Annotated in this window: 19 protein-coding genes; 11 read left to right on the top strand and 8 right to left on the bottom strand. The window is 63.2% G+C overall.

Going from position 1 to position 21,939, the window contains the following annotated elements; translation table 11 throughout:
• The first annotated feature begins 35 nt into the window (after positions 1–35).
• On the top strand, positions 36–173 hold the full coding sequence (locus EJ074_RS29840; RefSeq protein WP_165350011.1) for a hypothetical protein: 138 nt from the start codon (positions 36–38) through the stop codon (positions 171–173).
• A gap of 543 nt (positions 174–716) precedes the next feature.
• Entirely contained in the window at positions 717–1,271 is a 555-nt protein-coding gene (locus EJ074_RS25380; RefSeq protein ID WP_245420589.1) for a response regulator, read from the top strand.
• A gap of 44 nt (positions 1,272–1,315) precedes the next feature.
• Here EJ074_RS25380 and EJ074_RS25375 read toward each other — a convergent pair whose 3' ends face one another.
• Positions 1,316–1,747, bottom strand: coding sequence for a hypothetical protein (locus EJ074_RS25375; RefSeq protein WP_095808592.1), 432 nt, complete (start codon positions 1,745–1,747; stop codon positions 1,316–1,318).
• A gap of 263 nt (positions 1,748–2,010) precedes the next feature.
• Here EJ074_RS25375 and EJ074_RS25370 point away from each other — a divergent pair, with 263 nt between their 5' ends.
• The 6 genes from EJ074_RS25370 (at position 2,011) to EJ074_RS25345 (ending at position 12,717) form a co-directional block, all read left to right on the top strand.
• Positions 2,011–3,126 (top strand): chemotaxis protein CheB, encoded by a 1,116-nt coding sequence (locus tag EJ074_RS25370; RefSeq protein WP_095808667.1) that lies wholly within the window; start codon positions 2,011–2,013, stop codon positions 3,124–3,126.
• Entirely contained in the window at positions 3,080–6,670 is a 3,591-nt protein-coding gene (locus EJ074_RS25365; protein WP_095808591.1) for a CheR family methyltransferase, read from the top strand. Before EJ074_RS25370 ends, EJ074_RS25365 begins: the two co-directional genes overlap by 47 nt.
• Entirely contained in the window at positions 6,667–7,053 is a 387-nt protein-coding gene (locus EJ074_RS25360; protein ID WP_095808590.1) for a response regulator, read from the top strand. The genes EJ074_RS25365 and EJ074_RS25360 overlap by 4 nt, the downstream gene beginning before the upstream one ends.
• Positions 7,054–7,875: 822 nt before the next feature.
• Entirely contained in the window at positions 7,876–9,825 is a 1,950-nt protein-coding gene (locus tag EJ074_RS25355; protein ID WP_095808589.1) for a PrkA family serine protein kinase, read from the top strand.
• 20 nt (positions 9,826–9,845) lie between these two features.
• The gene (locus tag EJ074_RS25350; RefSeq protein ID WP_095808588.1) at positions 9,846–11,156 is read left to right on the top strand and encodes a YeaH/YhbH family protein; all 1,311 of its coding nucleotides are present in this window, start codon (positions 9,846–9,848) and stop codon (positions 11,154–11,156) included.
• Between the two features lie 10 nt (positions 11,157–11,166).
• Positions 11,167–12,717, top strand: a complete 1,551-nt coding sequence (locus EJ074_RS25345; RefSeq protein ID WP_129553859.1) for a SpoVR family protein — start codon at positions 11,167–11,169, stop codon at positions 12,715–12,717.
• 7 nt (positions 12,718–12,724) lie between these two features.
• On the opposite strand, the gene EJ074_RS25340 is transcribed toward EJ074_RS25345, so the two are convergent.
• The 4 genes from EJ074_RS25340 to EJ074_RS25325 all read right to left on the bottom strand — a co-directional run bounded on the left by EJ074_RS25340 (position 12,725) and on the right by EJ074_RS25325 (position 17,449).
• Positions 12,725–15,004 carry a xanthine dehydrogenase family protein molybdopterin-binding subunit gene (locus tag EJ074_RS25340; RefSeq protein ID WP_129553858.1) on the bottom strand — a complete coding sequence of 760 codons (2,280 nt, stop codon included), beginning with the start codon at positions 15,002–15,004 and terminating at the stop codon, positions 12,725–12,727.
• 1 nt (position 15,005) lies between these two features.
• A complete protein-coding gene (locus tag EJ074_RS25335) occupies positions 15,006–16,028 on the bottom strand; it encodes a xanthine dehydrogenase family protein subunit M (protein ID WP_095808586.1) in 1,023 nt (340 codons plus the stop codon).
• A gap of 1 nt (position 16,029) precedes the next feature.
• Complete coding sequence (locus tag EJ074_RS25330) at positions 16,030–16,650, bottom strand: (2Fe-2S)-binding protein (RefSeq protein WP_095808585.1); 621 nt, start codon at positions 16,648–16,650, stop codon at positions 16,030–16,032.
• 190 nt (positions 16,651–16,840) lie between these two features.
• Positions 16,841–17,449 (bottom strand): isochorismatase family cysteine hydrolase, encoded by a 609-nt coding sequence (locus tag EJ074_RS25325; RefSeq protein ID WP_095808584.1) that lies wholly within the window; start codon positions 17,447–17,449, stop codon positions 16,841–16,843.
• A gap of 174 nt (positions 17,450–17,623) precedes the next feature.
• Between EJ074_RS25325 and EJ074_RS25320 the strand changes: the two genes are divergently transcribed.
• Both EJ074_RS25320 and EJ074_RS25315 read left to right on the top strand, forming a co-directional pair.
• Entirely contained in the window at positions 17,624–18,055 is a 432-nt protein-coding gene (locus EJ074_RS25320) for a GFA family protein (RefSeq protein WP_095808583.1), read from the top strand.
• Positions 18,049–19,062 (top strand): ATP-dependent DNA ligase, encoded by a 1,014-nt coding sequence (locus tag EJ074_RS25315; RefSeq protein WP_095808582.1) that lies wholly within the window; start codon positions 18,049–18,051, stop codon positions 19,060–19,062. Before EJ074_RS25320 ends, EJ074_RS25315 begins: the two co-directional genes overlap by 7 nt.
• Positions 19,063–19,107: 45 nt before the next feature.
• On the opposite strand, the gene EJ074_RS25310 is transcribed toward EJ074_RS25315, so the two are convergent.
• Entirely contained in the window at positions 19,108–20,319 is a 1,212-nt protein-coding gene (locus EJ074_RS25310; protein ID WP_129553857.1) for an FAD-binding oxidoreductase, read from the bottom strand.
• A gap of 146 nt (positions 20,320–20,465) precedes the next feature.
• Between EJ074_RS25310 and EJ074_RS25305 the strand changes: the two genes are divergently transcribed.
• Positions 20,466–20,747: a hypothetical protein gene (locus EJ074_RS25305; RefSeq protein ID WP_095808580.1), complete on the top strand. Its 282-nt coding sequence runs from the start codon at positions 20,466–20,468 to the stop codon at positions 20,745–20,747.
• Between the two features lie 111 nt (positions 20,748–20,858).
• On the opposite strand, the gene EJ074_RS25300 is transcribed toward EJ074_RS25305, so the two are convergent.
• Entirely contained in the window at positions 20,859–21,683 is an 825-nt protein-coding gene (locus EJ074_RS25300) for a Ku protein (RefSeq protein ID WP_095808579.1), read from the bottom strand.
• A 5-nt stretch (positions 21,684–21,688) separates the two neighbouring features.
• Positions 21,689–21,868: a hypothetical protein gene (locus EJ074_RS25295; protein ID WP_095808578.1), complete on the bottom strand. Its 180-nt coding sequence runs from the start codon at positions 21,866–21,868 to the stop codon at positions 21,689–21,691.
• Positions 21,869–21,939: the final 71 nt, after the last annotated feature.

Below are 21,939 nucleotides of genomic sequence, written 5' to 3'. Positions count from 1 at the left end.
ATCGTCTGGCCTGGGCGTCAATGGAGAGACTTCGAGTGCCACGTATCATTGCTTTGATTGCCATCCTGATCATCGTGCTGATCGTTGTCTGGACCTGGGTGGAGCGGGAACCGGAAGGCCCAGGCGGCGGGGCTCAGCAGCCGGCGCCCCATGCCATCGACCAGAACGGCTGAGGCGAAATGTCAGCCAGCGCCTGCAGCACGCCTTCCAGTATCAGCGACTTGCGGCCTCACCGGGTCTGCAGCCTGGTCTGCGGCGGCGGGCAGCGTTGGCTCGCAAGCCCCTGAAGAACGCCTCTGATACGACAGCAAGTCGACCGGCAGGGTCCCGGTCACTGCCATTGCGGCATAGGCCAGCGGCAACAGCAGGTGTTTCCCGGTTTCGAAGCGGCCGGACAAATGGTTCCGCCGCAAGGCCTGGCCCACCGGCAAAAGCATAGCGCGCCGGAACGACTCCATCCGCACCGCGTTCTAGGAACGACTTCCCTGGTGATTGCTATGTCCAAGCGTCCGCCCGAAACGAAACCGGTGCCGCAAGATCGACGGTCCCGGCAGCCGATTTTCAGCGAGGATGTGCCGCCTCGCATGCTCGACTTGGCCAGGCGCCTGGCCAAGGCCCTGCGCCAGCGGCCTGGGAACGCCGGTGCTGACGGCAAGGCGGGCCCTAACAAGGAAGCATGAAACGTGCGCGATCTGCGAGGGCTTCACATACTGATCGTGGAGGACGAGTGGCTCCTCGCCAGCGATCTGGCCCAGTTTTTCACCGACATGGGCGCCGTCATACTCGGCCCCGTCGCGACCGTGGAGCAAGCCGCCCGACACACCGAGGCGGCGGAAGCCGCCATACTCGACATCGATCTCCAGGGCCGGCGCGTGTTTCCGATTGCCGATGAATTGATGCGGCGAAACGTGCCTTTCGTTTTCTTCAGCGGCTACGAGGATATCGCTGTGCCGGAACACCTGAGATTCGCAAGCAGCCTCAGCAAATCCTCCAGCGGCGTCACTGTGGCGGATGCCCTTTTCCCCCCAGACCAGTCCCGGCCTGCGACCGACCGGCCAGACGACGACGTGTTCTCGCTGCTGCCCAAATTACGGCTTACGGCGCGTCTTTTGCTCGGCGACGTCAATGCCTCCGATCGGCTTGTCGAGCACACGCTTCAACAAGCCCTCGACGAAATCGACAGCCGGCCGGAGGGATCGACCATCGCCGACTGGTTGAACGCAATCATGCGCAGGTTGGCGCGAGCGCGCGGAGCAAGCCTGCTGCACTGACGCCTGGGCAGCCGAACCGCCGCAGGTCGTCAGGCGAGCGTCTTTCAATGCACGAACCGACTCCTCAGCCAGGCTAAGAGCCGATTGCCCCCCATGATCCTGCGAACCCGCGCCGCAGCCCAGCTCGCGCGCATGGTGGAGCCGGCGTGGCAGCTGCAGACGACTTCATGCAATTCCCAATCGGAGAGCTCGAAGAAGCGTCTCGCCTCGCCATACGTGTCCGAAGCCAGACCGGAGGCGCGCAGCAGCGGATCGTCGAACGCCACGGTGATCGGCGATCCCGGTGCCCGCGCTTCCTGTCGGACTGAGGGATAGAGATGCTCGGTACCGGTGAGCGCCGAAAGGCACCGCAGCGGGTTCTGGTCGAGCAGCTGCGCCCACCGCTCCAACCGCTGGTTTCTTGTTTCGAGCAGCGCCGGCGCAAGCGGATTGACCTCCGCGACAGCTTGCAATTGGTCGAGCGTCTGGTGCTTCATGACTGGCTCCTGTTCATCGTCGTCTGACCGGCTGTGACCGACCTTGGGAGCCCGCGTCCGAGGTGTGCAAGGCCGCGGGCCGATCAGTGTTGCCCACCGATCTCAGCAGGCGCCAAGCAGCGGCGCTTGCAGCGACACCAAACTGGCAGCCAATTCCAATGTTCCGCGCGCCCCATCGAAATTGACCACGGAACATCCCCTGACCCCCGTCGTTAACGGAAAGCTGCCCTCAATCTGAACTGGGCGTGATGTTGCAGGAAAACATGAACAGACCGCGGCCGCAGCCTGCCTCCGACCATCGTCGCAAGCCGGCCGCTGGATCCGAGCGGTCTCTTCGCCGCGCTTCTCGCGGGCATCACACCATCGTCATCGGCGCCTCCGCCGGCGGGATCGAGCCGCTGAAGCGGATCGTCAGCGACTTGCCGCCGGATCTGCCGGCAGCGGTTTTCGTCGTGGTCCATATCGGCCAGGTCAGCTACCTGCCGGAAATCCTCGATCGGGCGGGAGCGTTGAAGGCCTCGGTGGCCAAGAATGGCGCGACCGCCCAGACCGGCAATATTTACGTGGCGCCACCAGGTTTTCACCTGCTGCTCCATGGCGATCACATGATGCTGCGGCGCGGGCCGCGCGAGAACCTCGCCAGGCCGGCGATAGACCCGCTGTTTCGTTCGGCAGCGCTCAGCCACGGCGCAAGCGTCGTCGGTGTGCTGCTTTCGGGCGCGCTTTCCGACGGCACGGCTGGTCTGAGGGCCATCAAGGCCGTGGGCGGCCTCGCCGTGGTCCAGCACCCGAAGGACGCTCTCGTGCCGGCCATGGTGGAAAATGCGCTGCACTATGCCGAGATCGACCACTGCCTGCCGGCGGCGGAGCTCGGCGGTCTGCTGGGACAACTGGCGTCCGAACCAGCCGGCGAAACCTTTGCCGCCCCGCCGGGTGTGAGGCTGGAAGCGGCAATCGCCGCACAGGAGCACTCGACCATGAAAGATGAAGATCGACTTGGCGAACTGTCGGTGTTTACATGTCCCGAATGCCACGGACCGCTGTGGGAGATCGAAGACGGTGACATGCTCCGCTATCGGTGCCATACCGGGCATGCCTTCACGGCCGACGCGGTGATGGAGGCGCAGGCGATCGAGGCGGACGAGATCTTGTGGAGTCTGCTGCGGGCACATCAGCAGCGGGCCGCGTTTGCCCGGCGCATGGCCGAGCGGGAGCGGACACGGGATCGATCCGCGCTCGCGAGAGAGTTCGGCCAGCGGGCCAGGGAATATGAGGCGGATGCAGCCGTGATCGAGCGCATCCTCGAAAGCAGGCGGGTACAGGTACCAGACGATGGCGCAGTCGGCGAGGAAGGCAACGGCAACGAAGCCACGGACTAGTTCCCGCGAGCCGGCGCTAGAGCCCGCGGTCTTCCCCATCATCGGCATTGGCGCGTCGGCAGGCGGCATCGGCGCGCTGCAGAAATTCTTTCCGGAAGTGCCGGCCGATAGCGGCTTTGCCTATGTGGTCATCCAGCATCTCGATGCCGAGCACGAGAGTGTGCTTGCCAGCATCATCCAGCGCTGCACCGCGATCGAAACGCAGACCGCGGCCGAGGGTGTCCCGATCGAGCCGGACAATATCTACGTTATTCCGCCGGGCGCCTCTGTCACGATCGCGAACCGCCGTTTTCACGTGGCCAAGATGGCTGCGACGCGGGCCAAACGGACGCCGATCGACGATTTTTTCACCTCGCTGGCTCAGGAGCAGTCGGAGAATGCCGCCGGGGTCATCCTGTCCGGGACGGGCAGCGACGGCACCATCGGGCTCAGGGCGATCAAGGAGCGCGGCGGGCTGACGCTTGCGCAGGAAAGCGCAGAATATGACGGCATGATGCGCAGCGCCGTGCAGAGCGGCATGATCGACATGGTGCTTCCCGCGGAAGAAATGGCCGCGAAACTGGTCGGCTATTTCAGCCACGCCAAGCGCACCGAAAGCGAGCGCGACCGCCGCAAGCGCGACGTGGCCGAACAGCTTTCGCGCATCGCGGCACTGCTTCGCGTGCGCACCGGCCACGACTTCAGCGGCTACAAGGACAACACCATCTTGAGGCGCATCCAGCGGCGCATGCAGGTGCTGCAGATCGATGATCCCACCGTCTTCTACGAGCGGCTGCGCGACGAGCCGCAGCAGGTCGATCTTTTGTTCCAGGACCTGCTCATCGGCGTGACCAGCTTCTTCCGCGACCCGCAGGCCTTCGACGTGCTCGAACGCATGGTCATTCCCCAGTTGTTCGAGAACCGCAAGCCGGACGAGACGATCCGGGTATGGGTGCCTGGCTGCGCGACAGGCGAGGAAGCCTATTCGATTGCCATGCTGCTCAAGGAGAACGCGCCCCGGGGTGCCGCCTCGCCCAGCCTGCAGATATTCGCCACCGATATCGATGAGCGGGCGCTGGAAGTGGCCCGAGCCGGCCGCTACCCGGCAACGATTGCGACCGATGTCACGCCGAAGCGCCTCAAGGAGTTCTTCTCGCGCGAGGACGGCACCTACCGCGTCGCCGCCGAGTTGCGGGAGGTGTGCCTGTTCTCGGCGCACAATCTGTTGCGCGATCCGCCCTTTTCCAAGCTCGACCTGATCGCCTGCCGGAACCTCTTGATCTATATGGGCCCGGAACTGCAGGAAAAGATCGTCCCGATCTTCCACTATGCGTTGCGCAACAACGGCTATCTCTTCCTCGGCTCGTCAGAGAACGTCACCCGTCACGCGCGCCTGTTCTCGACCGTCGACAAGACGAGCCGCATCTTCCAGAAGCGCGGCGGGGTCGCCACGCAGCGGTTGCCGGAATTCCCGCTCGCGGCCGCGACCAGGCAGGCCGCCCCGCATGCTCGCCAGCGGACGACGACCGGAACCTTGCAGGAAATTGCCGAACGCCTGCTGGTCGAGCGCTACTCGCCGGCCTACGTGGTGATCAATGCCGGCGGCGAGTTGGTGCACAGCTCCGGCGGCACGGGCAAATATCTCGAGCTTGCCGCCGGCGCACCCGATCACAACGTCTTTTCCATGGCGAGGCGCGGCCTGCGCATGGATTTGCGGGCAGCGCTTCACAAGACCGTCAGCACCGGGCAGGTGGCGGTCCAGAACAAGATCAACATCGGCACCAACGGCGGACGCCAGACGATCAGCCTGGCCGTGCAGCCGCTGCCCTCCGACGGCTCGGCGGACCCTCTGTACATGTTGGTCTTCAGGGATGTCGGCGGCATCAAGCCTGAGGCCGATGACGAGCCCGTCCACACCACCGACGATGTCGAAAGCGCCAATGTCAACCAGCTCGAAAAGGAGCTGAGGGAAACCCGGGAGCGGCTGCAGATCACGACGGAGGAGCTTGAATCCTCCAACGAGGAGCTGAAGTCCTCGAACGAGGAGTTGTCCTCCATCAACGAGGAGTTGCAATCGTCCAACGAGGAACTGGAAACCTCCAAGGAAGAGCTGCAGTCGATCAACGAGGAGCTCCAGACCGTCAATGCCGAGCTCAACATCCGCGTCGACGAGCTCAGCCGCGCCAACAACGACATGGCGAACCTGCTCGAAAGCACGCAGATCGCGACCGTGTTCCTCGATCGCGACCTCTGCATCAAAAGCTTCACGCCGACGGCGCGCGACCTGTTCCGGCTGGTCGAAAGCGATGTCGGCCGGCCGCTCGCGCATGTCCGACCCCGCTTTCCCGCCGACGGACTTCAGACCGACATGGAGCAGGTGCTGCGCCGCCTCGGCACGATCGAGCGGCAGATCGAAGGCGCAGAGAGCGGCAGGCGCTACATCATGCGCGTGCTGCCGTACCGAACGGTCGACAACGTCATCGCCGGCGTCGTCGTCACCTTCGTCGACGTCACCCAGATCGCGCGGGCGGAGGAAAAGATCGGCGCGCTCACTCATGACCTGCGCAACCGCCTCGACAGCCTGGAAACGCTGCTGGACCTGGTGCCGGTGGGCATCTTCATCGCCGAGGACGGCGATGGCGAGGCGATCCGCGGCAACCGCTATGCGGTGGAACTCGCCGGCCGGCGAGCCACGGACGGCAAACTGACGACCGTGCCGGCCGAACTGCCGCTGATGATCAACGGCTCCGCGTTGAAACCCGACGACCAGCCTTTGCAGAAGGCGATGCGGACGGGCAAGGCTGTCCCCAGCTATGAGGCGCGGATCGCGCGGCAGGACGGCAGCAGCCTCGACGTGATGATGTCGGCCAACCCGCTGTTCGATGAGTCCGGCAGGGTTCGCGGCGCGATCGCGGCGCTGGTCGACATCTCGAACCACAAGGAGGCGGAGCGCAGCCAGGAGAGGCTGTTGCACGAGTTGCAGCATCGCGTGAAGAACATCCTGGCCACGATCACGGCGCTGACGTCGCGCATGATCCGCTCTTCGACCTCGATCGGCGATTTCTCGACCTCGTTCCAGGAGCGGTTGCACGCCATGGCACGAACGCACGAGGTGCTGTCGTCTTACAATTGGGGCGATGCCGACCTCGAGCAGTTGCTCAGGGGGACACTTACCCCATACGGCAGCAAGGAGCGGCAGAACATAATAATCCAGGGCAAACCGTTGCATCTGAGCGCAAGCGCCGCTGCGACGCTCGGCATGGTCTTCTTCGAGCTGGCCAGCAACGCCGCCAAATACGGCGCGCTGTCCACCGAGAGCGGCCGCGTCGAAGTCACCTGGAATGCCGATAAACCCGGGAAGTTGTCGATCCGCTGGAAGGAAATCGGCGGACCGCGTGTCAAGGAGCCGCCGCGGCGGAATTTCGGAACAAGCTTCATCCAGCAAAGTTTGGAGTATGAATTGGGTGGCAAGGTGGACCTGCGGTTCGAACCTTCCGGATTGGAATGCGATCTGGAAATACCGTTGTCCACGAATGCAGGTCCTTCGCTGCCCGGCAAGGAATGAATACGGACGCGCTTCTGACCGGCCTTAAGGTCCTCGTCGTCGAGGACACTTTCCTGCTCGCGCGCGATCTCGCCGATCAGCTGGCCGCGGCAGGATGCGCCGTGATCGGTCCGGCGCCCACTAACAAACAGGCGTTCGAGAAGATCGAGGGCGTCACCCTCGATGGAGCGGTCCTCGACGTCAATCTGCGTGGCGAACGCAGCTTCCCGCTCGCCGAGCATCTCTCCGCCTGCGGCGTCCCGTTTCTCTTCCTCACCGGCTATGACAGCGTGACTGTCTTTCCCGATCAGTTCCGGGACGCGCCGAGGCTCTCGAAACCGGTCGACCACAAAGTGTTGATCGACGCGGTGGCGCGGTTCCGCAAAAGCGCCGCCCCTGGCTGAGATCGCCCTTGCTCAGATCTTTCGTGCGGCTACGAGGCGCCGCGATCCTCGACCATCCGGCTTGCCATCTCGACGATATCCTCGATTGCCGCGGGCTTCGAAAAGTATGGCGCGCCGCGGAACACCTGGCCTGGAACGCAGGATCGTAGCCTGAATGCACGATGAAGGGCACGCCAAGGTCCTTGAGGCGGCTGGCAGCGATCCCGCGTTGTCCATCGAGCAGTTGGATATCTATGATGGCCACATCGGGTCGGTTGTCGTCCAACCAGCTTCCTGCTGCCCGTTCGGAGCCGGCGCAGGCAACTTCGAATCCTCTTGCCGCTAAGCCATTCGCCACGTCGGAGGCGATCAGATACTCGTCTTGTGCCAAGGGCGCCCTCATACCGGCCTCCTCAGCTTCAACTGTTCCTGCCGGCTTAACCGGACCGCCATCGGCCCGGTTCCATCAAATGGAACGGTACGGGCTGGCTCTCTCGAGGATGGAAGCGAAAATCGTCCAGGTGCCCCGGCGGCGATCGTCCCAGCCCTTCCCGTGCGCAATTCGCGGCCGCGGCGCTGTCATGCCTTGGCTCGCAGAGATGAGAACAGCTCCGGCTGCGCAAATCGCCAGTTGGAGCACGACATGACGCCCAGTGGTGGCGTTCCCAGCCTGAGCCTCGGAGGGGCGCAAAGGGCCGAAGGTGATAACCATCCATCGTCTTCAGTATTGCCGCCTGCTCTTATGAGCGTAATCTCGTGCCTGTGAAGGAACCACAATGACCTTCCGACAGTTGAAATGCTGGGTGCGGCTACCCCTCGACCCGCCCCCCTTGCGAGGCTGCCATGATTGAGAAAAAAAGCGACATCTTCGACTTATTCTCGGAGATCTACTCCAACGCAGCACAGGAGGAGATGAGCCTCCAGCAATATCTCCTAGCCTGCCGCGAGGACAAATCGATGTACGCCTCTGCGGCCGAGCGCATGGTGACCGCGATCGGCGAGCCGACTTTCTTCGATACCAGCGGCGACGAACGGCTTGGCCGGATATTCGCCAACAGGACGATCAAGATTTATCCGTCTTTCGCCGACTTCTACGGAATGGAAGACACGATCGAGCGCATCGCCGGCTATTTCCGCTATGCATCGCAAGGGCTCGAGGAACGCAAGCAGATCCTCTACCTGCTCGGGCCCGTCGGCGGCGGCAAGTCCTCCCTTGCCGAGCGTCTCAAGAAGCTGATGGAAGAGCGGCCCATCTATACTTTGAAAATTGGCGACAGGATCAGCCCGGTTTTCGAATCGCCGCTCGGCCTTTTCCATCCTGACCGCATGGGTGACCTTCTCGAGGACAAGTATGGCATCGCCCGGCGGCGGCTCAACGGCCTGATCTCCCCCTGGGCGTCGAAGCGGCTGGACGAACTGTCGGGCGACATCTCCAAGTTCAGCGTGGTCAAGCTGATGCCTTCGCGCCTGCGCCAGATCTGCATCGCCAAGACCGAGCCAGGCGACGAGAACAACCAGGACGTTTCGTCGCTGGTCGGCAAGGTGGACATCCGCCAGCTCGAAAATTTCAGCCAGTCCGATCCCGATGCTTATTCCTACAGCGGCGGGTTGAACCGGACGACGCAAGGACTTCTCGAATTCGTCGAGATGTTCAAGGCGCCCATCAAGGTTCTCCATCCTTTGCTGACGGCCACCCAGGAGGGCAACTACAACGGCACGGAGAATTTCGGCGCCTTCCCCTACCAGGGCATCATCGTTGCGCACTCCAACGAATCGGAATGGCTGCAATTCAAGAGCAACAAGAACAACGAGGCATTCCTCGACCGCATCCTGGTCGTCAAGGTGCCCTATTGCCTGCGCGTCACCGAAGAAAGACAGATCTACGAGAAGCTGCTGCGCGAGAGCGAACTGGCCGAAGCCCCGTGCGCGCCGGAGGTTCTCGACCTGCTCAGCCGGTTCACCGTGTCGACGCGCCTGGCCGAGCACGACAATTCGCCGCTCTATACGAAGATGCGGGTTTATAACGGGGAAAACCTGAAGGAGAGCGACCCGAAGGCAAAATCCATTCAGGAATATCGCGATGCCGCGGGTGTCGACGAAGGCATGACCGGGGTGAGCACGCGCTTCGCCTTCAAGATCCTGTCGCAGACCTTCAACTTCGACACCAAGGAAGTGGCCGCCGATCCTGTGCATCTGATGTACATTCTGGAAGCGGCGATCAAGCGCGAGCAATTCCCGAAGGAAACAGAAACCGCCTATCTCGATTTCATCAAGACAGAGCTTGCCGCTCGCTACGCCGAGTTCATCGGCCACGAGATCCAGAAAGCCTACCTCGAATCCTACAGCGAATACGGCCAGAACCTGTTCGACCGCTATATCGCCTATGCCGACGCCTGGATCGAGGATCAGGACTACAAGGATCCCGACACCGGCCAGATTCTGAACCGCGAGGTCCTCGACAACGAACTGTCGCAGATCGAAAAGCCGGCCGGCATCGCCAACCCCAAGGACTTCCGCAACGAGGTCGTGAAGTTCACCCTGCGCGCCCGCGCCAGGAACCACGGCCGCAACCCCTCTTGGACGAGCTATGAAAAGCTGCGGGAAGTCATCGAGAAGCGGATGTTCGGGCAGGTCGAGGATCTGCTACCGGTGATCAGCTTCGGCTCGAAGCAGGACAGCGTGACTGAGAAGAGGCACACCGAATTCGTGCAAAGGATGGTCGAACGCGGCTATACTAAGCGTCAGGTCCGCCGGCTGGTGGATTGGTATATGCGCGTGAACAAGGCGGGCTGAAACCAACCCCGGAAGTTCCGATGACCATCTTCATCGACCGCCGACTGAACCCGAAGGACAAGAGCCTCGGCAATCGCCAGCGCTTCCTGCGCCGTGCCCGCGCGGAGCTGAAGCAGACAATCCGCGAACGGATCCGGGCCGGCAAAATCGCCGATGTGGATGGCGAGCATGCCGTTTCGATGCCGGCAAACGGAACCAGCGAGCCACAATTCACCGACGCAAGGGACAGCGGCACGCGCCGTCATGTCCTGCCGGGCAACAAGCAGTTCGCTCCCGGCGATCGGATGCCGAAGCCGGGTGAAGGCGGCAATGTTGGATCCTCGCCGTCGATGAAGGAATCGGAAGACGACTTCCGCTTCGTCCTCAGCCGCGAGGAGGTGCTGGACCTCTTCTTCGAGGATCTCGAGCTTCCCGACATGGTCAAGCTCAATCTCAAGGAGATCGTCGCCTACCGGCCGCGGCGCGCCGGATTCGCTGCGACCGGCTCGCCTACCAACATCAACATTGCTCGCACGATGCGCAACAGCCATGGCCGTCGCATAGCGCTGAAGCGTCCCAAGCAGGAGGCGCTCGATGCGATAACCCTGGAGTTGGCAGCGCTCCAATCGGGCCCACCCGATCCCGCGGCGCGTCAACGCATCGTGGCGTTGCAGGAGGAACTCGATCGTCTCAAGCGCCGCCGCAGGGTGATCGCCTATGTCGATCCGGTCGATATTCGCTTCAACCGCTTCGACGCGCAGCCGCAGCCGAACGCCAACGCCGTGATGTTCTGCCTGATGGATGTTTCGGGTTCGATGGGCGAACGCGAGAAGGATCTTGCCAAGCGCTTCTTCGTGCTGCTGCACCTTTTTTTGAAACGGCGCTACGACCGCACCGAAATCGTCTTCATCCGCCATACGCATGAGGCTCAGGAAGTCGATGAGGACACATTCTTCTACAGCACGCAAAGCGGCGGCACCGTCGTTTCCACCGCGTTGGAGGAGATGCACCGCATCATCAGGAAGCGCTACCCGAGTCGCGACTGGAACATCTATGCTGCCCAGGCGTCCGACGGCGACAATTTCCCCACCGATTCCGATCGCTGCATTGCGCTCCTCGATGGTGAACTCATGCGCTTGTGCCAGTATTTCGCCTATGTCGAAATCATCGATGAGCGAGAGACGCACATCTTCGGCTCGACCGAGAACGGAACATCGCTTTGGCACGCCTATCAGGAGGTCAAGAAAGGCTGGCCGAACTTCCAGATGACGCGGATCGCCAAGGCCTCCGACATCTACCCGGTCTTTCGACAGCTCTTCACTAAGGAGAAGCCGCAGCGTGGAGGCGGCTGAAGGAGCACGGATGCCAAGGCTCGCTCCCAGTTCCGGTTTGCTGTTTTCCGGATCCGACTGGAATTTCCAGACCTTGTCGCGGGCTTACGACGCTATCGAGGCGCTCGGCATCGAAGAGCTCGGCCTCGACATCTATCCGGTGCAGATGGAGATCATCTCGTCCGAGCAGATGCTCGATGCCTATTCGTCCACCGGTATGCCGCTGATGTACCGCCACTGGTCGTTCGGCAAGCATTTCCTCTACCAGGAATTGCTGTACCGCAAGGGCGGTCGCGGCCTCGCCTATGAGCTGGTCATCAACTCCGACCCCTGCATCGTCTACCTGATGGAGGAAAACACCATGGCCCTGCAGGCCCTGGTGACGGCCCACGCGGCGCTCGGCCACAATCACTTCTTCAAGAACAACTATCTCTTCCGGCAATGGACCGATGCCGGCGCCATCCTGAGCTATCTGGACTTTGCCAAGGGCTATATAGCCCGGTGCGAGGAAAAGCAGGGCCTGGCCGCGGTGGAGGCCGTTCTCGATGCCGCGCACGCCCTGATGGGACAAGGCGTTTTCAGATATCGGCGGCCGCCGAAACTGTCCTCCGAAACGCAGCGCGAGGGACTGCGCGAGCGGTTGGAGTACGAGGAGCGCTCCTACAATGATCTCTGGCGGACCCTGCCCCAGTCGAAGGACGGCAAGAAGGCTGCCGAGACAGACGACGCGATCGCCGAGCGGAAGAAGTCGCTCCACCTTCCGGAGGAGAACCTGCTCTACTTCCTTGAGAAGAACAGCCTCATCCTGGAGCCGTGGCAGCGCGAAATCCTCAGGATTGTCCGCGTCATAGCGCAATATTTTTATCCACAGCGGCAGACGCAGGTGATGAACGAAGGCTGCGCGACCTTCGTGCATTACACGCTCATGAACGCCCTTTTCGATCGTGGCCGCATCAGCGAGGGCGCCATGCTCGAAATCCTGAGCAACCATTCGAACGTGGTGTTTCAGCCGGGCTTCGACGACCGGCGCTATTCCGGCATCAATCCCTACGCGCTGGGCCTCGACATGATGCAGGACATCCAGCGCATTTCGACGAACCCCACCGAGGAGGATCGCGACTGGTTTCCCGACTTCGCCGGCAATGGCAACTGGCGCGACACCTTGCTCGACGCCTGGGCCAACCATCGCGACGAGTCCTTCATCCGCCAGTTTCTCAGCCCGGCCTTGATCCGCAAATGGCGGATGTTCGTTCTTGCGGACGCGGCGAACGAGCCTTTCTACGAAGTCGCCTCGATCCACAATGAGCGGGGCTATGAAGCGGTCCGCAGCGCCCTTGCCCGCAGCTACGACATCGGCGCAAACAGCATGGACATCCAGGTCGTGGACGTGGACCTGCTCGGCGACCGTCATCTTCGCCTGCAGCACAAGGTCCATGACGGTATCGTTCTGGACGGCCGCAGCCGCGACGCGACGCTGCGCCATATCCGCAATCTCTGGGGTTACGAGGTGAGCCTCGAAGGCATAGACGCCCAGACAGGCGCCGCTCTTTACGAACGCTCCAGCAGCCAGGCCGGCGAATGACCGGCGGTCAGACCAGAAGCTGCTCTATCCTGATCGGCAGATCGCGGATGCGTATACCTGTTGCGTGATAGACCGCGCTGGCAACGGCGGCGGCCGTGCCGACATTGCCCAGTTCCCCCAATCCTTTGACGCCGGCCGGATTGACCGCGTGGTCGACCTCCGGCACCAGGATCACCTGCAGGTCCTTGATGTCGGCATTGACCGGCACGAGGTAGTCTTGGAGATCGCGGTTGACATAGCGCGCATAGCGCCTGTCGATCTCGGTCGCTTCATGCAGCGCCTGGCCGATGCCCCAGATCATGCCGCCCATCAGCTGGCTGCGGGCGGTGCGCGTGTTCATGATGCGGCCTGCCGCGAATGCACCGACCATGCGAGGCACGCGGATTTCACGCGTGTAGCGGTTGATCCGGACCTCGACGAATTCGGCGCCGAAGGCATATTTCACCGAATCCTCGTCCTGCTCGCCGCCATGGAATTCCGACTGGCCGGCATAAAGCTTTTTCAGCGCCTCGGGGCTCGCGCCCTTCGGCGCAAACTCGGCATATTCCTCGATCGCGCCGACTTGCATGAGCTTGAAGACGTCCTCGATCTTGGCCACAGCGCCGCCTTCCGCCGCGATCTTGCCATCGGCAAAGGCCAATTCCTCGTTGTGCGAGCCGGCAAGGGGCCCGCCTTCCTTCGTCGCGGCGGCTACGAGCTTGCTCCGGATCGCGTCGCAGGCCTTCAGCACCGCCGAGCACACGCTCGCGGTGGAGATCGATCCACCCGACACCGGCGCCGGTGGCAGGCTGCTGTCGCCCATCTCGACAGCCACCTTGTCGATCGCGACACCAAGGCGCTCGGAAGCCATCTGTCCGGCCACCGTGCGGATCCCGGTGCCGATTTCATGCGAGCCGCATTGCACCCGCACGCCGCCGTCGGAAGCTAGGCGCACGCGCGACGCGCAAGGGGCGACAGCGGTCGGATAGATCGCCGTGGCGCAGCCCACGCCGATCAGCCAGTCTCCCTCGCGCATCGCGCCGACTCCAGCATCCCGCTTCGCCCAGCCAAAGGCTTCGGCAGCCTGGTCATAGCACTGGATCAGCGAGCGGCTGGAGAACGGCCTCTTGCCGATCGGCTCCAGCTTCGGTTCGTTGATCCGGCGGAATTCGACCGGATCCATGCCGAGCGCCACGGCCATCTCGTCCATGGCGTTTTCCAGCGCGTAGACATACGGCGTCTCGGGCGGCGAGCGCATATAGCCCGGCGTGTTGCGGTCGGCCTGCACCAGCGAGACATGCGTCAGCACCGAGCCGTAGTCGTACATGCGGCTGGTCGCCGAAGTGCCGCCGACCACGTAGGAGTCCGGGCGTGACGTCACTTCCCAGCCTTCGTGGGCGAAAGCGGTGATGCGCCCGTCCCTGCCGGCGCCGATGCGGATGCGGTGGCGGGTTTCGGCGCGGTAGGTCTGGGTACCGAAGGCCTGCATGCGGCTCGTCACGCAGCGCACCGGCCGGCCAAGCCGCTTGGCGGCAACGGCTACGATCGCGGTGCGCGGCGTCATCGGCCCCTTCGAGCCGAAGGCGCCGCCGATGAAGGGACTGACGATGCGCACATTGGCCGGTTCGATCTTCAACTGCCTGGCGAGCTCCACCTTCCAGCCGGTGACGTTCTGCGACGGTTCGTGCACGATGAGCTGATCGCCCTGCCAGAGCGCCGTCGTCGAGAACAGCTCGATCGGATTGTGGTGCTGCGTCGGCGTCGAATAGCGAGCATCGATCTTCATCGCCGCTTGCGCATAGGCGGCATCGAAGTCGCCCGCTTTCACATCTTCCTTGTACATCGGGCTCTTGCCCGCGGCGGGAACGGTCTTCGTGCCCGCGCTGTCGAAGCTCGCGCTCGGCTTCTCCTCTTCGTATTCCGCGCGGATGAGTTGCGCGGCCTCTTCGGCCGCCTCGAACGTCTCGGCAACGGCGAGCGCGATGATCTGGCCGTCATGGAAGATCGTGCGGTCATGCAGCGGCCCGATCGACGTGGCGCCGGAGTTGCCGAATTTCGGCTTCTCGATCTTGTCCATGTCGCCATAGGTGACGATGTCGAGCAGGCCGGGTACCGCGCGGGCGTCATCCAGATGAAGCTTCGTCACCTTGCCCTTGGCGATGCTGCTGGTCGCCAGCGCGCCATAGGCGATGTTGGCTGTCGGCAGGTCCGCCGGATAATGCGCCTGTCCCGTGACTTTCAGCCGAGCATCGATGCGCGGCAGCGGTTCGCCCATGTTCTCCTTGGGCCTGGGAGCAGCTGCATTCATGTCACACCTTCATGTCACGGGTTTCCAGCAGCGCCCGCACCAGCGCTCGCTTGCCGAGTTCGATCTTGAACGCGTTGTGCCGGCCGGGATTCGCATGCGCGAAGGCGGCTTCCGCTGCTGTGCCGGCCGACATCTCGTCGAGCTTCTTGCCTTGCAGGGCTGCTTCCGCCGCGCTGGCGCGCCATGGCACCGTCGCCACGCCGCCCAGCGCGATCCGGGCCTCGCGAACGCTGTCGCCGTCGAGATCGAGCGCGACCGCCGCCGAGGCCAGCGCGAAGGCGTAGGATTGGCGATCGCGGATTTTCAGGTACATTGAACGCGCCGCCCACGGGAGGGCCGGCACCTCGATGGCGGTGACGATCTCGTCCGCCGCCAGTTCCGTCTCGATATGCGGCGTGTCGCCGGGCAGCCTGTGCAGCTTGGCAAAGGCAATGTTTCGCGCACCGCGCGAACCCTCCACACGGACCACGGCATCGAGCGCGATCAGAGCCTGGGCGAAGTCGCCGTGATAGGTTGCGATGCAGGCCTCGCTGGTGCCGAGCACTGCATGCTGGCGGTTGAAGCCTTCCATCGCCGCGCAGCCCGAACCCGGCACCCGCTTGTTGCAGGCCCAGGAAGTCTCGCGGAAATACTCGCAGCGCGTGCGCTGCAGCACGTTGCCGGCAAGGCTTGCCATGTTGCGGATCTGGCCGCTTGCCGCCAGTCGCAGACTGTCGGCTATGACCGGATAACGTCGTTTGACCTCGCTGTCGTCGGCCGCCTCTCCCATCCGCACCAGCGCGCCGAACCGAATTCCGTTGTCCCCGACCGTGATCTCCCGGAGCGCAGGCTCGTCCAGCCGATTGAGATCCAGCAGCCGGCTCGGCTGCGCGACGCCGAGCTTCATATAGTCGGCGAGATTGGTGCCGCCGGCGATGAATTGGGCGTCGGCCCGCGTTGGCTGATCGCCATCGGAGGCAAATCGGGACGCGACGGCGACGGCGGTGCGAATGTCCTGCGGCTGTTCATAGATGAAGGGGCGCATGTCAGGCTCCCCTCGTCTCTTCACGCGCCTGCACGACGGCCGCGACGATGTTCGGGTAGGCCGCGCAGCGGCAGATGTTGCCGCTCATATATTCGCGGATATCGTCTTCGGAGCCGGCGTGGCCTTCGTTGACGCAGCCGATGGCCGACATGATCTGGCCCGGCGTGCAGTAGCCGCACTGGAACGCGTCGTGATCGATGAAGGCCTGCTGCATCGGATGCAGCTTGCCGTCGCTCGATGCGAGCCCTTCCACCGTCGTCACCTCCCTGCCCTGGTTCATCACGGCGAAGCTCAGGCACGAGAGCACGCGCTTTCCGTCGACCAGCACGGTGCAGGCGCCGCACTGACCGTGGTCGCAGCCCTTCTTTGTGCCGGTCAGGCCGATATGGTCGCGAAGCGCATCGAGCAGGCTCGTCCTCGTATCCAGCGAAAGCTCGTAAGGCTGCTTGTTGACCCGCAGCGACAGGACGGCCGGCTCCCGCAGTTTCGACGCGGGTGCAGGCTGCGCCTCGGCCTTCGGCGGCGCCGCCAGCATCGGCGCGGCCGCGGCGACCGAAGCCGTGCCGGTCATGAAACGTCTTCGGCTGAGGCCAGTCGCGCTCGAGGTGGAGGTTCGGGACATGGCTCGCTCCTGGCTGGCTTGTATCGGGCGCTAACCTTTCAGCCGGCGTGTTGTTCCGGATTGATCGGTCCGAAACTCAGGCCGCTCACGCAGGAGTGACCGGCCCGTGGGGGAGCGCCGACGCCGCTGCCTCGCCTTTGGTAAGCGCCGAAGGAGCAGGCTGGGAGGTCGGACCGCGCTGCGCCCGCTCTCAGCTCCAGCTCGACAGGACTGTTTCCATCTCGACAGTTTCCACCTGCTGCGCGAAACGCTGATGGTAGACCGTCATCAGCGCGTCATGCGTGGCATCCGAGGAGCTGCAGAGCGCATCGGTGACCAGCACGACGCGATAACCGATGTCGATCGCGCCCAGGACCGTTGCCAGCACGCAGACGTCCGTCTCGCCGCCGGTGACCACCAGTGTGTCGATCCGGCGGGCGGCAAGCAGCGCCTGCAGCCTGCCCTCAGGCCAGGGGGAATAGACATGCTTGTCGATCACCTGCGCCGGCGGATAAAAAGCCGACAGCGGCGGCAGCAATTCGATCATCTCCCGGCCGACATTCTCGATCGTCATCGACGCCCAGCGCTCATAGTAGCGTCGCCAGCTGCCGACGCCCTGGCCGGGCCTCTCAGCCGGCACGAAGCGCGTGAAGATCGTCTGCTCGGCCTTCCTCTCGACAAGGCTGACAATCCTTGGCAGCACGCGGGTGATCCAGGGTGTCGCCCATTCCGATGGTTCGGCGAACAATCTTTGCATGTCGACGCAAAGATGCGCGCAATGCGTGCCGAGAGGACCATAGGTCAAGCCTGGAGCTGACATCAGGGTAGCAGCCGCGCTCGCTTCCCGCGGGACGGGGAAAACTGCGGGCGTCTCGATGGGGCGGAGCGGTATCTGGGAGTCAAGGTTTCATCCTCGGCAACAGTCGGACCAACGCTTTGCTTTGAAACCCGTTCCGCCCGGAAACCACATCCGCCCTCGAAACGTTCAAGCTGGATGAAAATGTCCGAAAATCCCGCCCAAGCCGCTCCTGTCGAACGCACAGGCGGATGCCTCTGCGGCAGAATTCGCTATCGCGTCACTGCAGATCCGCGTGTTCATTATTGCCATTGCGATATGTGCCGGCGCGCGACCGGCAGCGCGTTTGCCGTGCTCGCTTGGGTGCCGTTGGCCAGCCTGTCCTGGCGCGACGAAGAACCGGCCTACCGCCGATCCTCGCCGCTCGCCCGCCGCGCCTTCTGCCAAGCTTGCGGTTCTCCGCTTAGTCTTTCCTATGACGCGACGCAGGACGAGATCGCGCTCCACGTCGGAACTTTCGACGATCCCGCGGAACTGGAGCCTCGCTACAACTATGGATCGGGGCAACGGCTGGCATGGGTCTGCTGCGGCATCGACCTCCCGCATCACGACGCGGAAGAGCGATGGTAGCGGCCCCGAGGAATGGCTTCCCGCTGCCTCTGGACACGCCTCCCATGGAAGCGCGCACCGCCGATGAGCTGCCCGAGGAGAAAGGCACGTGGCAATACGAGCCGAAATGGGATGGGTTTCGCTGCCTCGCCTTCAAGGCCAGCGAAGCAGTGGACCTCAGGGCGAAGTCCGGCAAGCCGCTTGGCCGCTATTTCCCCGAACTCACAGCCATGCTGCGCGGTGTCGATGCGAAGAACTTTGTCATCGACGGCGAGATCGTCATCGAGATCGAGGGCCGCGCCTCATTCGATGCGCTGCAGATGCGGCTTCATCCAGCGGAGAGCCGGATAGCCAAGCTCAGCTTGGAGACGCCGGCGCAGTTGATCCTGTTTGACACCCTCGTCGCAGCCGGCGGCAGGCTGGTGCTCGAAGAGTCTCTGGCGGAGCGGCGGGCGGCAACAAAGGAGTTTGTGGCGAAGGCAGGCATATCCTCGCTGCGGCTCTCGCCATCCACCACCAACCTCGCAACCGCCCGGAAATGGCTGCAGGGCGCCGGTCATGGTTCGACCGATGGGGTCGTCGCCAAGGCGATGGCCGAGACCTATCGGCCGGGCGAGCGCGCGATGATCAAGGTCAAGCGGCTGCGCACGGCCGACTGCGTGGTCGGGGGATTCCGCTACCTCAACGGCAAGCAACAGGTGGGTTCGCTGCTGCTGGGTCTCTACAACGAACGCGGCCTGCTCGACCATGTCGGCTTCACCTCGACCATCGCCAATGACGAGCGGGCCGCGCTCACGGACAGGCTGGAGAAGCTGCGCGGCGGGCCGGGCTTCACCGGCAAGGCTCCGGGCGGGCCGAGCCGCTGGAGTACCGAGCGCAGCGGGCAATGGGAGCCGGTGCGGCCGGACCTCGTCGTCGAGGTCCGTTTCGATCACGTCACCGGCGACCGCTTCCGGCACGGAACAAAGCTGGTGCGCTGGCGGCCCGACAAGGCGCCGCGCCAATGCACGTTCGAGCAGATCGCGTAGGTCTCATTCGGCATGCTGTCGGGCACCACGGTGATTGGAGAGGTGTCACGCCTGGAAGGCGAACAGGTCCGCGTCGGCGTCTTCGCCGCCTCTGATCGAGGCCGAGACGATTTCGGAGGCGATCTGCGAAAAGAGGATGCCGTTGCCGCCATACCCCATTACCGCATGGACCCGCGGATGGCTTGGCAAAGTTCCTATGACGGGCAGGCCCGTGGTCGTCGAGCCAAACGAACCGCTCCAGGCAAATTCAGCCTCTGTGTCAAGCTGCGGGAAAATCCGGCCGAGTTTCCCGGCAAGGCGAAGCGTCTTTTCGGGTGTCAGGCTGTCGCGGCGCTCCTCGTCGGAAAAATCCTCATCCTCACCGCCACAGATGACGCGCCCGTCGATCGTCGCGCGGATATAGAGATACGGATCGGATGCCTCCCAGATCAGGGTCGTGCCCGGCCAGAGCTTCCCGGGTTGCCGACACGTCGCGATCGCCCAGGTCGAGATGACGCGGTGAGACACGTGCGGCACGATTTTCAGCAGCTCGTATCCAGTCGTCAGGACGAGGTGCCCCGCGCTGATGATTGGGCCGTGCCGCGTCGCAACCATCACGCCGAGGCGACCATCCTCGACCGCTGTCGCCTCCGCCGGAGCATAGAAGCGGGCCTTTCCTTTCAGCGTCTCAAGCAACAGTCCCGCGGTCAGCTTTCTCGGATCGAGGGCGAGATTGTCATGACTGAGAATTGCCGCCGCACGCCCGATGCCGAATTTTTCCAGCAAGGATGCACGGGATAGAAACCTTGCGCCGATGCCGACCTCGACGCGCGCTTGCGCTTCCTTGCGCAACTCGGACGGACCGAGCGTGTTGCCGGCGAGGTAAAGCGAGGGCGTGCTGGCCGCTTCGCAGCTGATGTCGAGTTCGCTGATCCGCCCTCGCAGATTGAGAAGGCCTAGACGTGACCTCCGCCATGCCCTGCGGGCGGCTGCGGCGCCGATCATAGCGGACAGCCTCGTCAAGGGTTGGTCGATTTCGAACTGCACCAACGCCGTCGTTGCAGCCGTCGATCCCTGGACCGGTCCGCGCCGGTCGATGCAGACGACGGAGTGGCCGTCACGCGTCAGCGCTTGCGCCATCATTGCGCCGCTGATGCCCATTCCGACGATGAGCACGTCCGTCTTGAGATCGCGAATGAGGCGGTTCACCGGCACATCGGGCGACCGATAGGTGGACCATACAGGCGTGCCGCTTCTGAGATCCAGCTTGCGATGCATGAAGTGTTCCCCGACTTTCAACCATAAGTCGGGGGACGCTTTGGCGTTCCACGCGCCACCATTGGGGAAGCACCTTGCTGCGGGCTGAAGGAACAACCGCCTGCCTGAGCGGTTCCTCAATGGAGGCTAGAATTGGAGGAACAAGGATGGACCCGCGCAACAAGCAACGATCGGCAAAACAGGACGAAGCCGAGGCTCCGGCCATCGAACAGCAGGATTGGGATACCCTTGAGGGCAACAGGATTCTGCCCGACAGCGTCGCCGTCAACGGCGACCCGCAGGACGATGTCGAAGCGGAGGGGACCCTCCCCGAAGAAGACGATGACAATCCCTACCAAAACAGCGACGAAGCCCTTCCCGAGGACGAGGAGGAGCGCGTCCTTTCGCGCGACCCGTCCAAGGAAGGAAGCCGGTTCGACGAGGTCTGACCAGATCAATTCCTGGGAAAGTGCGCAGTTGTTTTCCGTCGCAATGCCGCAAAACCAAACACTTGGAGCGGTTTCTTGTGAGAAGGTGAACCGGTCTGAATCCCGCCGGCCTCAAGCCGACTTGCGCTTGGCCTTGCTTTGCGCGCTCGGCTTGATGCCTTCCTTTGCCAGGCTCTTGCGCAGAACCGCGGCCAGGTCGATGACGTTCTCGCGCGGCTTCGGCGCAGCCTTCGGTGGCTTCTTGCCCTTGCGCTTGGCCTCGATCATCGCGATCAGCGCCTGCTCGTAGGTGTCCTCGAATTTCGAAGGATCGAACTTGGTCACCTTCTTGTCGATCAAAAGACCCGCGATTTCCAGCAGGTCCGGATCGTAGCTCTGCTTCTTCAAGCCTTCGAAGACGCTGTCCTCCGAGACCATTTCGTTGCGGTCGCGCAGTTCGGTGAGAAGCATGCCCTTGCCGAAGGGCTGGATCAGAACTTCGCGGCCGCGCTGGTAGAGGACGACGCAGGAGCGTGCTGCGACCCGCTTGTTCTTCATCGCCTCGCGCAAGACGGTGAATGCCTCCAACGCGGCGGAATCCGACGGCACCAGATAATAGGGCTTTTCCAGATAGCGTGTGTCGATCTCGGCGATGGGCACGAACTCGCCGATTTCCAGCGTGTGTTCGGAAGTCAGTTTCAGCGCCTTGATCTCGTCAGGCTCTACCTGGATGAAATCGTCCTTGTCGGTCTCGAAACCCTTGACCTGGTCCTCGGTGTCGACCGGCTCTCCGGTCTCTTCGTCTGCATAGACGCTTTTCACCGGCAGGCTGTCCTTGCGGTTCAAGATCCTGAAATGGATCTTCGACGCCTCGCTCGTGGCTCCGACGATCTTGACGCCGCAGGAAACCGACCCGACCTTCATGAAACCTTTCCAGACTGCGCGCGGCGCTGCCATTGCCCTTACCTTTCCCTTTGGCCGCCACCGGCATGCATTGGCGGCTCCTCGTTTTCATCCGGATTGGGCAATGGCGTCTCGTCAGGCAATTCATCCAGCGGCGGCTCCTTGACCGGGTCGGGCTTCCAGGTCGGAGCCGGCATCGGCGTGTCGCGGTCTGGATCTGGTTGTCTGGGGTCAGGCATTGAGGTCTTCCGTTGGTCACCGGCAAAACTCATGTCCGCCCGCATGGTTCCGAAGGGTGCCGCGGCCGCCG

The organism is Mesorhizobium sp. M3A.F.Ca.ET.080.04.2.1 (genome assembly GCF_003952525.1).
Taxonomy (GTDB): Bacteria; Pseudomonadota; Alphaproteobacteria; order Rhizobiales; family Rhizobiaceae; genus Mesorhizobium.
This window is presented reverse-complemented; position numbering and strand designations above follow the sequence as displayed.

Excerpts from the sequence above, each read along its gene's own strand:
- EJ074_RS25310 (WP_129553857.1), bottom strand. The coding sequence starts at position 20,319 with ATGCATCGCAAGCTGGATCTCAGAAGCGGCACGCCTGTATGGTCCACC.
- EJ074_RS25365 (WP_095808591.1), top strand. The coding sequence starts at position 3,080 with ATGGCGCAGTCGGCGAGGAAGGCAACGGCAACGAAGCCACGGACTAGT.
- EJ074_RS25320 (WP_095808583.1), top strand. The coding sequence starts at position 17,624 with ATGAAAATGTCCGAAAATCCCGCCCAAGCCGCTCCTGTCGAACGCACA.
- EJ074_RS25335 (WP_095808586.1), bottom strand. The coding sequence starts at position 16,028 with ATGCGCCCCTTCATCTATGAACAGCCGCAGGACATTCGCACCGCCGTC.
- EJ074_RS25295 (WP_095808578.1), bottom strand. The coding sequence starts at position 21,868 with ATGCCTGACCCCAGACAACCAGATCCAGACCGCGACACGCCGATGCCG.
- EJ074_RS25350 (WP_095808588.1), top strand. The coding sequence starts at position 9,846 with ATGACCATCTTCATCGACCGCCGACTGAACCCGAAGGACAAGAGCCTC.
- EJ074_RS25355 (WP_095808589.1), top strand. The coding sequence starts at position 7,876 with ATGATTGAGAAAAAAAGCGACATCTTCGACTTATTCTCGGAGATCTAC.
- EJ074_RS25315 (WP_095808582.1), top strand. The coding sequence starts at position 18,049 with ATGGTAGCGGCCCCGAGGAATGGCTTCCCGCTGCCTCTGGACACGCCT.
- EJ074_RS25340 (WP_129553858.1), bottom strand. The coding sequence starts at position 15,004 with ATGAATGCAGCTGCTCCCAGGCCCAAGGAGAACATGGGCGAACCGCTG.
- EJ074_RS25300 (WP_095808579.1), bottom strand. The coding sequence starts at position 21,683 with ATGGCAGCGCCGCGCGCAGTCTGGAAAGGTTTCATGAAGGTCGGGTCG.
- EJ074_RS25370 (WP_095808667.1), top strand. The coding sequence starts at position 2,011 with ATGAACAGACCGCGGCCGCAGCCTGCCTCCGACCATCGTCGCAAGCCG.
- EJ074_RS25330 (WP_095808585.1), bottom strand. The coding sequence starts at position 16,650 with ATGTCCCGAACCTCCACCTCGAGCGCGACTGGCCTCAGCCGAAGACGT.
- EJ074_RS25375 (WP_095808592.1), bottom strand. The coding sequence starts at position 1,747 with ATGAAGCACCAGACGCTCGACCAATTGCAAGCTGTCGCGGAGGTCAAT.
- EJ074_RS25325 (WP_095808584.1), bottom strand. The coding sequence starts at position 17,449 with ATGTCAGCTCCAGGCTTGACCTATGGTCCTCTCGGCACGCATTGCGCG.
- EJ074_RS25305 (WP_095808580.1), top strand. The coding sequence starts at position 20,466 with ATGGACCCGCGCAACAAGCAACGATCGGCAAAACAGGACGAAGCCGAG.
- EJ074_RS25345 (WP_129553859.1), top strand. The coding sequence starts at position 11,167 with ATGCCAAGGCTCGCTCCCAGTTCCGGTTTGCTGTTTTCCGGATCCGAC.
- EJ074_RS25360 (WP_095808590.1), top strand. The coding sequence starts at position 6,667 with ATGAATACGGACGCGCTTCTGACCGGCCTTAAGGTCCTCGTCGTCGAG.